A 15,026-nucleotide genomic window follows, 5' to 3' on the forward strand; every position below is an offset into this window, starting at 1 on the left:
AATGTCGTATATTCAATACCAATTATTAATTACCAACTATCGACATGGCGCGATTCATTAAAATATACGAAGACAAGCCCTCAGAAAAGGAACTCCAGCGCGTGGTGGACGTGCTGCGGGACGGTGGCTTGGTGATTTACCCGACCGATACCGTCTATGGTTTGGGTTGCGACATCACCAATTCTCGGGCATTGGAAAAAATCGCGAAAATAAAAGGTGTAAAGCTGGAGAAGGCGAATTTTTCGTTTGTCTGTTACGATTTGAGCAACCTGTCCGATTATGTGAAGCAGATTGACACTTCAACGTTTAAACTGTTGAAACGTGCGCTGCCCGGCGCTTATACCTTCATCCTGCCGGGAAACAACAGCCTGCCTAAGGAATTCAAGAAAAAAACCACGGTCGGTATCCGCGTGCCAGACAACAACATCGCGCGATGCCTTGTGCAAATGCTCGGCAACCCCATCGTATCGACTTCTATCCACGACGAAGACGAAGTATTGGAATATTCCACCGATCCGGAACTGATCTTCGAAAAATGGCAAAACATTGTCGATGTAGTCATCGATGGCGGTTACGGAGACAACACACCGTCAACCATTGTAGATTTGTCTGGCCATGAACCCGTTGTGGTCCGCGAAGGAAAAGGCAGCCTGGATATTCTATAACGCCGCTTTGGCTTTCATTTCGTCATAGACGGCTTGTGAAGTTTCGGCCATGAAACGCTGTAACGATGGAAAATCCTTGCCGCGTGTCATGACCGTGAGCAGATAAGGCGCGCCTTGCAAGTAAACGATGGCGGACTCGTGGAGTTGTTTTTCGGAGTCGTTTCCGGTCTCGCCGAATTTGTGCGCCGCCTTGGTTCCGGTTGGAAGTCCTTTCAGCAGGCCATCCTTGAATTCGCATTGGCTGAGCAATTCTGCGGCATACTCGGAATTCTCCCTGTTCAAATAACCCGCATTGTAGATGGCACGCATGAACAACGAATAATCGTGCGCCGTAAAGTACAAGTGTTCGGCATCCATGTTTGGTGCTGCCAGCCCGATGTCGGTGAACATCCGGAGCAGGACTTTCCGGTCCATATTCATCTCCAGTAGGCACGTGGCTTCGTTGCTGGAGTATTTGATCATGTATTCGAGCAATTGCCGTACAGTGTAGCTTTTCCCGAATTCGATGTTCTTGGCCGCAAAATTCACCTGCCGCCCGATGATGAGTTTTTGGTTGTATGTGATTACCCGATCCAACATGCCGGGGCGTTGTTCGTTCATCTTGAGGATGGCCATCAGGATTGGCACTTTAAAGAGCGAACCCGGTTCATACTGTTCATTGTTGTTGATGGAAAGCCAATCGGTCTGACTGCGCAGGTAGATTGAAGCAGCGGTCAGGTTGCCGGATGCTTTCTCGCGATCGATCAACGCATTGATCTTGTATTTTACCGATGCAAGGTCTTCTGACTCGCACTCCGGATCCACAAACAACAACGGCTTGATGTATTGGTAACCATCCATGCGCTTGACCTTGAGGTTGCAAGTGTAATGTTCGGGTTGTTTGTCTTCTTGTTTTTTACTGTTGAAAAACAGCGTCGCCGACGAGGTGAGCACCGACGCAAGCAATGTAATGGCAGCGATGTGCCCTAAGGAAAATCTTCTCGTAGAAATGGACATAAGCAATTTTTATAACACGAAACGAAAGACTAATAGTATTATTGCACAACTTGTCTTACGTGAACGTAAGAGTGGCGACCACTCGTTTGGTTGCGTGGAAACGCAAATTTTTAACAAAAAAAAAGCACCCCAAAATTCGGAGTGCTTATATTCATTGGGAATGACGATTATCACTTCCCGGATAACGTTTTCATTTCTTTTTCGATCATGTCGTAGAACTGGTCGATTTTCGGCAAAATCACGATACGCGTCCTGCGGTTGGTCTGGCGGTTCTCTGCGGTGTTGTTTTCCACGAGCGGAATGTATTCGCCGCGACCGGCAGCAATCATCTGCTTAGACGGAATGCCCAATTCCTGCAATACGCGGATGATTGAGGTGGAGCGCTTCACGGACAAATCCCAGTTGTCGAGCAAAACGCCGTTCGATTTATATGGAACATTGTCAGTGTGGCCTTCCACCATGCATTCGAAATCAGGCTTGCTCTTGATGACCATTGCCACTTTGCCCAACACGGTCTTCGCGTTTTCGCTGACGATGTAGCTGCCGCTCTTGAAAAGCAATTTGTCTGAGATCGAGATGAACACGACGCCTTTCTCTACATTGACCTGAATGTCGGGATCGTTGATGCCGACTGCAGACTTCATGCTGGAAACCAACGCCAAAGTTACGCTGTCTTTGCGGGTGATGGCATCTTGCAACCTGGAGATCTTGAGGTCTTTCTCCTTCATGCTTTCGAGCGCTTTTTCCACATTCTCGGCACCTTTGGCGGTAAGCGTGGTCATGTTGCCCATGTTATTGATTAGGTCGGAATTATTTTTCTTCAGGAAGTCGATTTGGCTGTTCAACTGGTCTTTCTCGGCCAGGCAGGTGTTGAGTTTCACCGTTGCAGTATTGAGTAAATCCTGGATTTCCTTGTTCTTGGCTTCACATTCGGCCAACTTCTTCTTGGTGCCGCAGGACGCGGTGACCAGAGCGAGTGCGGAGAGTGCTAAAATGGCTTTTCTCATAAGTATTAGGATTAGTTTAGTTTACAAATTTAACAGTTTTACGCCGATGGCATCTGCGCCCTGAACATAAACTATTGTTAAAATAGTTCCTGAAATGTCTTCTTCTTTTGGACGAAATATGCCCAGACTACGCTCGATACTTTGTAATAGCGCGGTTGCTGAAACATGGCCCGCTTGTCATAATCGCGACCGAAATTGGCGTAGAAAGAAAAATGTGCCTTGATGACAGCCACGGTATGTTCGGGCTTACCTTTGAATAAGAATTGCACGCCCGCCAGACCGTCGAGGACGAGCCGCAACAAGACGATTGTAAGTAATTTACGCTGTGGTAGGTTTTTGGCCAGCATCCGCAGCGAATTGCGGAAATTCAGGAAAGTTTTCTGCGGGTTTTGGCCGTCGAGCGTGGCGCCGCCCACATGGTAAATGGCGGACGTGCCGCAGTATTTCACTTTATGTGAAAGGTTGATTGCGCGCCAGCACAAATCGATTTCTTCCTGGTGGGCAAAGAAATCGCCGTCAAAACCTTTCAATTCGCGGAACACTTCCTTACGAATAAAAAAACACGCGCCGGATGCCCAAAAAATGTCGGCCTCATCACTGTATTGGCCGTTGTCGGGTTCGAGCGTGTCGAACAGACGTCCGCGGCAGAACGGATAACCGAACCTGTCAATGAAACCGCCGCCTGCGCCCGCATATTCAAACAAGTGTTTGTTGCGGTAATCCAGGATTTTTGGCTGGACGATGGCTGTTTTTTCGTAGCGCTGGAAAAGCTCGATGACAGGAGCGAGCCAGTTCTCGGTGACTTCAACGTCTGAATTCACCAGCGCATAAATGTCTTCTTCCACAAAACGCAGCGCTTCGTTGTAGCCTTTCGCGAACCCGAAGTTGCCCGTATTTCGGATGACTTTTACCATAGGGAAATGAACCCGCAGGAATTCCACCGAATCGTCGCCAGAAAAATTGTCGGCCACGTAAATATTGGCCTCAGGAGAAAACCGCACGACCGACGGCAGGAATTGTTCGAGCAATTTCCGTCCGTTCCAGTTCAATATGACAACGGCTACTTTCTTCACGGTTCGCGGTTAAAGTATTGATCGCGTTCCTTTTCCATGGCATGCCAGATGTTCCCGTTTTCCCCGTTACTGTTTTTATGAACGAAAGCGGTGACCAACTTGGCAGATACCGATTTCGGATATTTTTTCACGAGCGCGTCGAACCCTTTCTTGAATTCCGGACGGATTTCGCCTTCGGCATCGGTCGAGCCTTCGTATTCCGTCCCGAACAGGAATTCCATCACGGTGATGCGGTAGAACTTCTTCGCGTCTTCATAGACAAATCCGCCGTCGCGGTAACGCACCAGGAAATCTTCCCAACCCATGAGTTGTTTGCCCATTTCAGCATGCATCTGTGACACGCTCATTTTGTTGAAATTTTCGTCTTCGCGAATGGCTTCCAACTTAAGGAAAGCTTTGTATTCTTCGGGCAGTTCGGCATCCTTGAACAAATCATAAAAGAAATATGGCGTAGGTGAGATGAAGGTGAATTCTTCGGCATCATAGACTTTCAGTCCTGCGTCTTCGATGGTCTTAATCGCTGCCGCCAGGGAATCCGATAAGTTGTAACGGTCTCTTTTTTCGTCGTAGGTGAGGGAACGTTTGTCAAAAAGATCCACGCTTTCTTGATTAAGTTGTTCGAGCAATTTGCCGTGTTCCTTCCGAAAAAACTCATACAAAACCACGCCATCGCCGGGATATCCATTTTCTATGCGCTCCTTTAAAAGTTGGGTCAATTCGTTGATCTTGCCCAATGTCGAGGCACTCTTATAATTTGTCACCAGCGTGTCGGGCAAGGTTTCGATGTCGCTGTCAACCACAACGGCTTCGTCGATCAAGACCGCGTCGTTGGTTTCCTTGTCGCGCGGACAGGACTCGGCAACGGCCAGCAAAAGAAGCAGTCCAAAAATGAGTTTGGTCATCGGTAATCGGGTAGACTTTTAAGGAAAATGTATTGTTTGGCCTCGAAATCCATTCTGCAAAAGTAATGATTCAAACCGTTGGTGACCATTAAAAATTCGGCGTTCATCGTTAGGTTATACCGTGCAATCTGGTCAAAAGTGGCCTGCGAAATGGCCACGTCGGGCGCTTTGCATTCCACGAGGATTTTAATGGAACCGTCCGGATTGAACACCACGACGTCGTACCGTTTGGACAAGCCGTTGACTTTCAGAACTTTTTCTACGTTGACCAATGATTTTGGATACCGCAGATCGTTGAGTAAATACTGGACAACGTGTTGACGCACCCATTCTTCGGGCGTCAGGACGATGAATTTCCTGCGGATGTTGTCGAACACGGACACCACGTCGGCGTCTTTCCTGAAGCGGAGTTCACAAGGCGGGAAATTCAGTCGTTGCATGCGCAAAGAAACGAAATTATCTTTTTTGGTCGGGCCGAAAACGCTACTTTTGGGAGGTCAACGCAAAACCATGGACGAAGCACTCAAAATAGTCAACGATATCAAAGCCGGCCAAATCAAGCCCGTGTATTTCCTGATGGGCGAAGAGCCGTATTACATCGATAAATTATCGGACTATATTGAGGAGAACGTACTGACGGACGATGAAAAAGGTTTCAACCAGACCGTTTTGTACGGCCGTGACGTGACCATGGAAGACGTGATTTCCACTTGCAAACGCTACCCGATGATGGCCGAACGGCAGGTCGTCATCGTCAAGGAAGCCCAGGATTTGTCGCGCAACATAGACAAGATGGAAAGCTACGCCGAGAATCCGACGCCAACAACCGTACTGGTGATGTGCTACAAATACAAAACCCTCGACAAACGCAAGAAGTGGACAAAAGCGCTAGACAAGGTCGGCGTGGTCTATGAAAGCAAAAAGTTATATGACAACCAGGTTGGCGACTGGATCAAGCGTGTGTTGCAGGGCAAGCAGTACGCCATCGAAACCAAAGCGGCCGCGATGCTCGTGGAATTCCTCGGGACCGATTTGAGCAAGATTAACAACGAACTCGAGAAGTTGCAGATCATCCTTCCGAAAGGCAGCACGATCACACCCAAGATCATCGAGGAAAACATCGGTTTCAGCAAAGATTACAATGTATTTGAATTGCGGAAAGCGCTGGGCGAACGCAACGAGAAAAAGGCGTACCAGATTGCGCATTATTTTGCCGAGAATCCGAAAGACAATCCGATCGTGCTCACGACAGGACAGGTGTTTGCCTTCTTCTCGAATGTGTTGCAATACCACGGCCTGAAAGACAAAAGCCAAAAGAATGTGGCCTCTGCGCTCAAGGTCAATCCTTATTTCGTGTCCGATTATGTTTCGGCCGCCAAGAATTATCCGATGAAAAAAGTAAGCGCCATCGTGGGTGCACTTCGCGACATCGATGTCAAGAGTAAAGGCGTGGGCGCGAACAACCTGCCGCATGCCGATTTGTTGAAGGAAATGTTGGTGAAAATTTTCAACTGACCTTTAAATCGTGTAAACATCCGGCGCTTTCGTGTAAGCAGATTTTTACTGTTTTGGACTAATTTTACTTCACTAAATCAAAGTTCCCAAAAAAGAAGAATAACATGCATGCATGATTTTTCATGATTGATTGGTTACTTAGTTAGTTAGAAAAGGTTGTCCGAAAGGATGGCCTTTTTTATTTGCTTTTCTCTCCCACGAATTGGTCAGATTGCAATTTAAACAATACATTAAACGTCGTCAAACTGCCGTAGATGCGCGTAATGTATTGCTGCAATTCCACTTTTTCGGAATTGTCGAGATTGCTGGCATTGATTTTCTGTTCCATGACACGCAAGCGGTCGCGCACCATGACAATCTTGTTGAAGAACGTATCAATCGGGACTTCCTTGCCTTGCACACCGGCTTGGCCCGGGTCGAGGATGAGTTTGCCGCCTTTCCACTTGTCGGCGATCGGTGCCGATGGCGTGATGTCTGACCAACGCTGGAGTAAATTCTTGAGGGTTTTCTCTACATCGTACAAGCTGATGGTATCCACTTCATTCTCAGATGCTTCAATAGTTTCGAAACTGTCGTCAAGCGGAATGGTTTCCAGTCCGCCCTCGATGAACGTAACCCAGTAATCTGTTGACGATACGTTGGTGATGACGCCTTTTCCGTGCTCCGGATGGTTGATGCGCGAGCCGATGCCGAGGATTTTCATGAGTTTTTGTTTGGTGCTGCAATATATCCAGAAAAAAATTAGCTACAAAACGCACCCCTTTCGTTGCAGCAAGAAAATCGATCCCAAGACAACAAAATGGGCATTTAAAAAAATCGAACTCAATTAATGTTAATTATTTAAAGAAGTTAAATTTTAACAAAAAAATAAATATATTTGGTACATTAACTAACAATTGTTAGAAAATTTAAACAAATTCAGTATGAAACATCTTAACAAATTATCGGCAATGAATTATCGGCTGAACGATAATTCTAGACGTGCCAAAGGAAAATTGGCCGGACAATTATCACAAAAGATGTTTGCAGAGGCGTCTTTTGCGAATGCTTCGTCAAAAGTAACCCTAAACTTACTGGATTATGAACACAAATTTTACTCGTCGGAATGGGCTGAAACTACTTAGGAAATCAGACGGTGTCCGCAGCATTGAAATTTCGATCTCAGCTGCGACCATTTCAGGTGAAGCACTCCATGACCTGAAAGAAATGTTGGCCAAGGACAGCGTAATGTCGAAATACCACATTACGGTGAAACCTTCGGCTCCTGTTCCTTATGCGATGGGCGATACGGGCGTTGTCCTCTACGCGAGTTGCGTAGCGGCGATAGAGGTACTGGCCCATCACTCACTGGAATTTGTCGGAAAAGTGGTGGCCGAAGCGCTCAAGGATGTCAGCATCAACATTCGTAAAAAGCATCCTGAAATCAAGAAACTTGAAATGCTTGGCTCAATCCACTCAGAGGAAAAGACGACGTCATTTGCCCTCGACGACAGTGAGATCAAGTATTACTCTGAGCGTTCCTATACGATAGACCCCAAAAAGACATTCGTGCTTTTGATAGGTTGCGCCGACTATGTAGACCCGACCATACCCTCAATTCCTCCGGTGCTCAACAACATCAACGAGTTGGTGGTATTGTTTGCCGATCCAGCCTATTTCGGCATTCCAAAGAACAACATCTTCGATTTTACGAATCTGTCAACGGCGGAAATCCGGACGCATATACTGAAGATTTCCAGGCGAAATGACTTGGAAACCTTTATTTTCTACTATGCCGGACATGGCCTTTGTACCAACTTTGACAGTTATTCGCTTGCCGGCACAGACAGCCTCCTTATCGATGGGACACTAAATACAGGGGTTGACAAACCGTTCTTGGTGGAGGCCGTTAACCGGTCTAAGGCCAAACACAATATCTTTTTTGTGGACGCCTGCTTCAGTGGTATGCTTACGCAAGGTCGCGGCCCGTCGAACCTCGCATCGGATGCCATTCGGGGCGGCTATATCCTGACGTCTTCCCATGCGAAACAACCGTCATTTTATGAGTCTGCACAGTCCCTGACCTATTTCACTGGCGCCTTGATTGATACGGTCAGACGCAATACCGGTAACCAATCGGCGTCCATCACGTTGGGAAATCTCTACCGCGGCGTCTCAAAAAGCCTCGAAGCGAAAGGTGTCCAGGCACCAACTTACCGCAACGGATTGAACATTGACCATTCAAACTTTATCATCGCCAAAAACCCTGCATTTTCCATCAAGAATGCCATCAGGACTATTGAAGCCATGAAAGGCGACGTGTTGCGGGCGCTGGAGGAATGCGAGGCGTTGCAGGCCCAGTTCCCCGCCAATAAAGACTTGAAAAAGCTCCGCGAGGATTTGGAAAAAACCTATCGCGTCAGGAAAATTGTATCGGAAGGCGATAACCATCTTGTCCGTCAGCAATACGCCAAGGCCAGCGAACTTTACGCCATGGCACTGGAACAACACGAAGACATGAATGTGCGCGAACGGATGCAGTTGTGCGAAACCTCTTCTCGCGCACAATCGCGGAAGAAAATCAAACATGTTATCATTGCGTTGGTGTCGATTTTTATAGCTGTGTTGGCTGCCAAGCTGTTGGTTTCCGGCAGGCCGCAGTCGGGTTACATCCCGAATGACGCCGATGCAGTCAAAAACGAATCGCCCCGAGGGCCAACATCCAGCTGAAATTCTGGGCCACGTGAATCGACAAGTTATAGCCCTGCGGTCTAACTGCTAGGAGTCAAAAAAAAACACTTACACTAACGCTAAACAAGCCGCTGCAGCGGCTTTTTCATTACCAGCCCGATCAATGGAACGGCGTTAATTAACAAATTAATGGCGGGCGAGTATTTTTCAATGGCTATCTTTAAGGAAACAATGAGCCATGAAAAACATCCTCGTTTTCATTTTTCTAGCGCTGTCGGTTTGTTCATGCGGACAAAAGACACCTAAGACCGTCGTGCAAAATTCCAGCACCATCGGCCAACCGGTAGAAACCGAAAATCCCAATACCGATTACAAACCGGCATTCTCAGGCCAAACCCGGGTTGCCGGTGTCAAGACAATTACGGCTATCGAAGCCAAAATCATCACCGACAAACTCAGTCGCCCTTGGGATATCGTCACCATGCCCGACGGGAGGTTCTTGATTACTGAGAAAGCAGCCGGAACGTTGCGTATCGTCAACAATGACGGCCAAATGAGCGATGCCATTACCGGAGTGCCGGAAGTGGATGCGCAAGGCCAAGGCGGATTGTTGGGCTTGGTGCTCGACCCCGATTTTAAGGATAACCGCATGGTATATTGGTCATTTTCGGAACCCAACAAAGGCGGCAACCTGACCGCGGTGGCCAAAGGAAAGTTGTCTGGAGATGAAAAGAAAATTGAAAATGCGAGGGTGATTTACCGCGCCGTTCCGGTGTACGACGGCGATAAGCATTACGGTTCCAGATTGGTGTTCGGGCGCGACGGGTATTTGTACGTCAGCACCGGTGAACGGTCAGACCGTGAAACCCGCCCGAAGGCCCAACATCTGGATGCGGCACTCGGTAAGATTTTGCGCATCGATAAGAATGGGAAAGCCGCGCCCGGCAACCCTTTCATAGGCCAATCCAACGCGCTGCCGGAAATCTATTCTCTCGGCCACCGCAATCCGCAAGGGCTTGCCATCCATCCGGTTACGGGCGACATCTGGAACAGCGAAATGGGGCCGATGGGCGGCGATGAAATCAACATCATCAAACCCGGAAAAAACTACGGCTGGCCCACGATTACTTATGGGCTTGAGTACAGCGGCAGCAAAATAGGTGAGGGCATCACCCAAAAAGAAGGCATGGAACAACCTGTTTATTATTGGGATCCGGTATTGTCGCCGAGCGGCACGACGTTCTATTCCGGAGACGCCATTCCGGAGTGGGAAAACAATTTTTTCATCGGCGGGTTGAGCAGTACGCACATTTGCCGGTTGGTCATCGAAGGCAACAAAGTCGTGGGCGAAGAGCGGCTACTGAAAGACGAGCGCCAGCGTTTCCGTGACATTGCGCAAGGGAACGACGGCGCGCTGTATGCGATTACCGACGATGGCCGGTTGTACCGGATCGGTAAGAAGCAATAGGCGATTTCCGTCTGGGGTTTGTCCTGAATTATCATCAGCAAAGCGCTATCTTTGCGCGGTATGGGCAACAACACCAAGGCGTATATCGCGCTATTCAACGTATGTTTTTTCTGGGGAACGACCTACCTGGCGCTTCGCATCGGGGTGGAGCATTTCCCCGCATTCTTATTTTCGGGTATCCGGCAATTCAGTGCGGGTGTTTTGCTTTTTGCGGGCATGGCGTTGTTCGGGAAACTCGAAAAGCTCACTTGGAAAGACTTCGCCCGTCAGGCGTTACCAGGCATTTTTCTCATTACGATAAGCAACAGCACCATCGGTTGGGCCGAGAAATACATCCCGAGCGGACTGGCGGCGCTCATCGTCTGCATCATGCCGTTGTATATCGTCATCATCAACCTGATACTCGGCAAGGAAAGGAACTTACTTAATAAAAAGGTTATTGCCGGCTTTGCATTGGGTTGTATCGGCATCGTTCTGATTTTCCGCGACAACCTGTCAGACTTGGGTAATCCCGATTATTTCTGGGGCATCATCGCAAGCTTCATCGCCTGCATGTTCTGGGCCATCGGAAGCGTTTACCTTAAGAACAGCAAGTTCGATACAAGTCCATTTTCAAACGCTGCGATGCAATTCACCATTGGTGGATTGGGTTGCTTTTTAGTCTCGCTCTTTGTCGATGATTATAGCGAACTGGCGTATGCCGATGCAAACAGCATTTGGGCCTTGGTATATCTGACGCTCATCGGCTCTTTGCTGGCCTATGGAAGTTACGTTTACGCCATCAAGCATTTGCCGATGCTGGTGGTCTCTACCTATGCTTATGTCAACCCGGTCATTGCGATTTTGCTGGGTGTGTTGATCCTCGACGAGAAAATTACCTGGATCACCGTCGGCGCGTTGCTCGTTACGTTGCTGGGCGTTTATCTCATCAACGCCGGAGTCGCGAAGTCATCGGCGAAAACCTAAAATCTGTATCGGATTGCGCCAATATTTTTGCGATATTTGCCGGCGCAAAAAGACTTAACCTATGGGAACAATGAATAAAAACACCGTGCTCGGCTGGGCCACACTCATCATGATTATTATGGGCTTTATCCTCATCGGGCTGGGCATTTTCCGCTACGACGATGTGGCGGGCTGGGGGTTCGGCGCCGTGGGCGTGGGCTTTTTGGCCAATGCCTGGGTGTTCAGTTCGCTGAAAGGCCGCGTGTAGCGGAACAGCATCCCGGATACCGATATCACTTAAACGACTTTAAATTTTGGGCCGATATTCCCTGTTTTTTGATGTTTTCTTTTGACGGAAAAAAGTAAATTTACGGCTCACAAAAAATCCAACCATGTCAGACGATAAGAAAGTTATTTTCTCGATGCAGAAGGTGAGCAAGACTTACCAAAGCAGCGACAAACAAGTACTCAAAAACATTTACCTCAGTTTCTTCTACGGCGCCAAGATCGGCATCCTCGGTTTGAACGGTTCCGGAAAGTCATCGCTTTTGCGCATCATCGCGGGCGTCGACAAGAATTACCAGGGCGACGTTGTATTCGCGCCGGGCTATACCGTGGGTTATCTCGAGCAGGAACCGCAACTGGATGAAAGCAAAACCGTCATCGAAATCGTCCGCGAAGGCGTGGCCGAAACGATGGCCGTACTCGACGAGTTCAACAAGATCAACGACCAATTCGGGCTGCCGGAAGTCTATGAAGATGCAGACAAGATGCAGAAATTGATGGACCGCCAGGCCGAATTGCAGGACAAGATCGATTCGCTCGGTGCCTGGGAAATCGACACCAAATTGGAAATCGCGATGGATGCTTTGCGTACGCCGGATCCGGACACGCCGATAAAAGTATTGTCAGGTGGTGAGAAACGACGTGTTGCCCTGTGCCGCTTGCTCTTGCAGCAACCAGACGTCTTGCTTTTAGACGAACCGACCAACCACTTGGACGCCGAATCTGTGCTGTGGCTTGAACAGCATTTGGCGCAATACGCCGGAACGGTAATCGCCGTGACACACGACCGTTACTTCCTGGACAATGTGGCCGGATGGATACTCGAACTCGACCGTGGCGAAGGCATTCCGTGGAAAGGCAACTATTCTTCATGGCTCGAGCAGAAGTCGAAACGCTTGGAGCAGGAGGAAAAGGTCGCCTCCAAAAGACGCAAGACACTCGAGCGCGAGTTGGAGTGGGTGCGTCAGGGCGCAAAAGGCCGCCAGACCAAGCAAAAAGCGCGTTTGCAGAACTATGACAAACTCTTGAATGAGGATCAAAAACAGCTCGACGAGAAACTCGAATTGTATATCCCGAATGGGCCGCGTCTGGGTACGAATGTCATCGAAGCCGTCAACGTGGCCAAAGGTTACGGGGATAAATTGTTGTATGACAACCTGAATTTTAAGCTGCCACAGGCCGGAATCGTGGGCATCATCGGGCCGAACGGCGCCGGAAAAACCACGATTTTCCGTATGATCATGGGCGAGGAAACACCGGACGCCGGTGAATTCCAAGTGGGCGATACCGTTAAGATTGCCTACGTCGATCAGTCGCATTCGAATATCGACCCGAACAAAACCATTTGGGAAAATTTCTGCGATGGGCAGGAACTCATCATGATGGGCGGCCGACAAGTGAATTCCCGCGCCTACCTGAGCCGATTCAACTTCGGCGGTAGCGACCAGAATAAAAAAGTGTCCATGCTGTCAGGTGGCGAAAGAAACCGCCTGCATCTGGCCATGACGCTCAAGGAAGAAGGCAACGTCTTGCTGCTTGACGAACCTACGAACGATTTGGACATCAACACGCTGCGTGCGCTTGAGGAAGGTTTGGAGAATTTTGCGGGCTGTGCGGTGGTCATTTCCCACGACCGTTGGTTCCTGGACCGGATCTGTACGCACATCCTGGCGTTCGAGGGCAACTCTGAAGTATATTTCTTCGAAGGCAGTTTCTCGGATTACGAAGAAAACAAACGCAAACGCCTCGGTGCCGACCTCACGCCGAAAAGGATCAAATACCGGAAACTCATCCGTGGCTAGCCGGTTTTCCTTACTGTTGCTGTGTTGCGTGTTCGTAATGGCGGCAACGGCGCAGGAAAAACAGTATTTCGATAAAGACTGGAAGCCGACGACCCGCGAACAGGCCGTCTATTACCGCGTCGTCAGAAAAGAGGGCACGCTTTTTTTGGTCAATGACTACTACGCCAACGGACAATTGCAGTTTTCCGGAACGTCATCTGTTGCAGCCGAACCTTTACAGTTGGAAGGCAAGGCAATCTGGTATTCCCCAAACGGTAAGGCGGAGCGCGAGGCCGAATTCAGTGCAAATCAGCCCAATGGCTTGATGACTGAATACTATGTCAACGGCGCAAAGAAGTCCGTGGTTATCTACAAAAACGGCAAACTGGAAGGCCTTCAGCAACAGTTTTTCCCCTCAGGCGCCATTCGTCGAGAACAGACGATCGTAGATGGGATTTATCAAGGCAGGTTCGTCGAGTACCGTACCGAAACAGCCAAGGCGGTCGACGCCACGTTTAAGGACGGCAAACCCCACGGTCGTTACGCTTTTTACAAGGGCGAGGACCAGCGTCCGGAAGCAATCGGTAATGCCGTCAACGGCGTACAAGACGGCGAATGTACGAACTATGATTATGAAGGCAGGCTCACCCGAAAATACACGGTGCGCGGCGGTTTGCTCGACGGCGATTATTTCGAATACGACGGCTACGGCAAGCCTTCGGTGATCGGGAAATTCAAGGCCGGAAAAGTAGTCGCATTCAAAGTGATCAGCAAAAAGTGGAACGACAGCGACTTTTCCTCGGAACTTGTGGTCGAGGGCGGCATCGAGAAATGGAAAATCTTCCGCGACGGAAAGTTGGTGGGCGATCTGTTCTATACGGATGGCCGGCGAACCGGCAATTGGAAGTTCTACACCTTCGACGGTAAGAAATTGTTCCTGACCAAGGATTATTCGAATGCGGAGTGTAAAACGACGGAAGCGGTCATCCAAGCGGCCGATAAGGATTTCCGTCCGTTGTTCAGATTGTCGGATCGCTTCAGGCTGGACGCCGACATCATGCGCGACGATTGCGAAAACGTCGTTAAGAAGTATCATCTGGAAAATGGTGAAGACCAAGATCAACATCCTTTTTATTACATAAAGCCGGCCGGCAAGGTGACCGACGGCAATATCGATTACCATAATGTTCAAGACGTTAAAAGTGAAGGCGATGGGCTTTCCCTGAAACTGTCCGGTACGATACGCAAGGATTTTGAATACATCGAGCCCGCCGATGCAAAGGAATTCATCGCAAAAAACAAATGCGCATTCGGAAAAGTACCGGGTTATCCGGAAATGATGACCTGCGAGCGCAGCTTCGGGCCGACGGTCTATAAACTCTATTTTTCGAAAAGTGCCGAAGACCTCGAAAAGCTGCGCACCGGCATCAAGCCGCAGGACAATGAAATACACTTCTTTTACCAGAAATACGAAAGTCGTTTGGTGAAGGCCGGTGAAAAGACGCGTGACCGTTATATGGCGTGGAAACTCCCCGAGGTGACGATTGAGGCGTTGCGCGAGAAAATCCTGGATTACATCATCGTTGGCGGACGCATTGAAAGTGATTTCTTTACCGCTGAGACGTTCTACGGCAGCACCGCTTTCGATGCGCTCGAGAAAGAATTCAAATCTAAGAATTAATAAGTGGTTTGTCCAAAAAAAACAGGACCGCTATGTGG

Annotated in this window: 14 protein-coding genes; 8 read left to right on the forward strand and 6 right to left on the reverse strand. The window is 48.9% G+C overall.

Annotated features, from left to right (window positions below; genetic code table 11):
• The first annotated feature begins 44 nt into the window (after nucleotides 1-44).
• Nucleotides 45-665 carry an L-threonylcarbamoyladenylate synthase gene (locus ACM9J1_RS01875; protein ID WP_415580177.1) on the forward strand — a complete coding sequence of 207 codons (621 nt, stop codon included), beginning with the start codon at nucleotides 45-47 and terminating at the stop codon, nucleotides 663-665.
• Here the strand turns inward: ACM9J1_RS01875 and ACM9J1_RS01880 are convergent.
• The 5 genes from ACM9J1_RS01880 to ACM9J1_RS01900 form a co-directional block, all read right to left on the reverse strand.
• Complete coding sequence (locus ACM9J1_RS01880) at nucleotides 660-1,661, reverse strand: serine hydrolase (protein ID WP_415580179.1); 1,002 nt, start codon at nucleotides 1,659-1,661, stop codon at nucleotides 660-662. The genes ACM9J1_RS01875 and ACM9J1_RS01880 overlap by 6 nt on opposite strands.
• A 170-nt stretch (nucleotides 1,662-1,831) precedes the next feature.
• A complete protein-coding gene (locus ACM9J1_RS01885; RefSeq protein ID WP_415580180.1) occupies nucleotides 1,832-2,668 on the reverse strand; it encodes an OmpA/MotB family protein in 837 nt (278 codons plus the stop codon).
• A gap of 77 nt (nucleotides 2,669-2,745) precedes the next feature.
• Entirely contained in the window at nucleotides 2,746-3,741 is a 996-nt protein-coding gene (locus ACM9J1_RS01890; protein ID WP_415580181.1) for a glycosyltransferase family 2 protein, read from the reverse strand.
• Complete coding sequence (locus tag ACM9J1_RS01895; RefSeq protein ID WP_415580183.1) at nucleotides 3,738-4,643, reverse strand: hypothetical protein; 906 nt, start codon at nucleotides 4,641-4,643, stop codon at nucleotides 3,738-3,740. The genes ACM9J1_RS01890 and ACM9J1_RS01895 overlap by 4 nt, the downstream gene beginning before the upstream one ends.
• Nucleotides 4,640-5,083: a type I restriction enzyme HsdR N-terminal domain-containing protein gene (locus tag ACM9J1_RS01900; RefSeq protein WP_415580185.1), complete on the reverse strand. Its 444-nt coding sequence runs from the start codon at nucleotides 5,081-5,083 to the stop codon at nucleotides 4,640-4,642. The genes ACM9J1_RS01895 and ACM9J1_RS01900 overlap by 4 nt, the downstream gene beginning before the upstream one ends.
• A gap of 70 nt (nucleotides 5,084-5,153) precedes the next feature.
• On the opposite strand from ACM9J1_RS01900, the gene holA reads away from it, so the two are divergent.
• The gene (gene holA / locus ACM9J1_RS01905; protein WP_415580186.1) at nucleotides 5,154-6,158 is read left to right on the forward strand and encodes a DNA polymerase III subunit delta; all 1,005 of its coding nucleotides are present in this window, start codon (nucleotides 5,154-5,156) and stop codon (nucleotides 6,156-6,158) included.
• 178 nt (nucleotides 6,159-6,336) lie between these two features.
• Here holA and ACM9J1_RS01910 read toward each other — a convergent pair whose 3' ends face one another.
• Nucleotides 6,337-6,861 (reverse strand): hypothetical protein, encoded by a 525-nt coding sequence (locus ACM9J1_RS01910; protein ID WP_415580187.1) that lies wholly within the window; start codon nucleotides 6,859-6,861, stop codon nucleotides 6,337-6,339.
• A 377-nt stretch (nucleotides 6,862-7,238) separates the two neighbouring features.
• On the opposite strand from ACM9J1_RS01910, the gene ACM9J1_RS01915 reads away from it, so the two are divergent.
• The 6 genes from ACM9J1_RS01915 (at nucleotide 7,239) to ACM9J1_RS01940 (ending at nucleotide 14,988) form a co-directional block, all read left to right on the forward strand.
• Complete coding sequence (locus ACM9J1_RS01915) at nucleotides 7,239-8,867, forward strand: caspase family protein (protein WP_415580188.1); 1,629 nt, start codon at nucleotides 7,239-7,241, stop codon at nucleotides 8,865-8,867.
• Nucleotides 8,868-9,066: 199 nt separating this feature from the next.
• Nucleotides 9,067-10,296, forward strand: a complete 1,230-nt coding sequence (locus tag ACM9J1_RS01920; RefSeq protein WP_415580189.1) for a PQQ-dependent sugar dehydrogenase — start codon at nucleotides 9,067-9,069, stop codon at nucleotides 10,294-10,296.
• Nucleotides 10,297-10,356: 60 nt separating this feature from the next.
• Entirely contained in the window at nucleotides 10,357-11,262 is a 906-nt protein-coding gene (locus ACM9J1_RS01925) for an EamA family transporter (protein ID WP_415580190.1), read from the forward strand.
• A 70-nt stretch (nucleotides 11,263-11,332) separates the two neighbouring features.
• On the forward strand, nucleotides 11,333-11,509 hold the full coding sequence (locus ACM9J1_RS01930) for a CAL67264 family membrane protein (protein WP_415580446.1): 177 nt from the start codon (nucleotides 11,333-11,335) through the stop codon (nucleotides 11,507-11,509).
• Nucleotides 11,510-11,633: 124 nt separating this feature from the next.
• Complete coding sequence (gene ettA / locus ACM9J1_RS01935; protein ID WP_415580191.1) at nucleotides 11,634-13,328, forward strand: energy-dependent translational throttle protein EttA; 1,695 nt, start codon at nucleotides 11,634-11,636, stop codon at nucleotides 13,326-13,328.
• The gene (locus ACM9J1_RS01940) at nucleotides 13,321-14,988 is read left to right on the forward strand and encodes a toxin-antitoxin system YwqK family antitoxin (RefSeq protein ID WP_415580192.1); all 1,668 of its coding nucleotides are present in this window, start codon (nucleotides 13,321-13,323) and stop codon (nucleotides 14,986-14,988) included. The genes ettA and ACM9J1_RS01940 overlap by 8 nt, the downstream gene beginning before the upstream one ends.
• The last annotated feature ends 38 nt before the right edge of the window (nucleotides 14,989-15,026 follow it).

Origin of the sequence: Flavobacterium longum (assembly GCF_965137575.1) — a bacterium.
Taxonomy (GTDB): Bacteria; Bacteroidota; Bacteroidia; order Flavobacteriales; family Flavobacteriaceae; genus Flavobacterium; species Flavobacterium longum.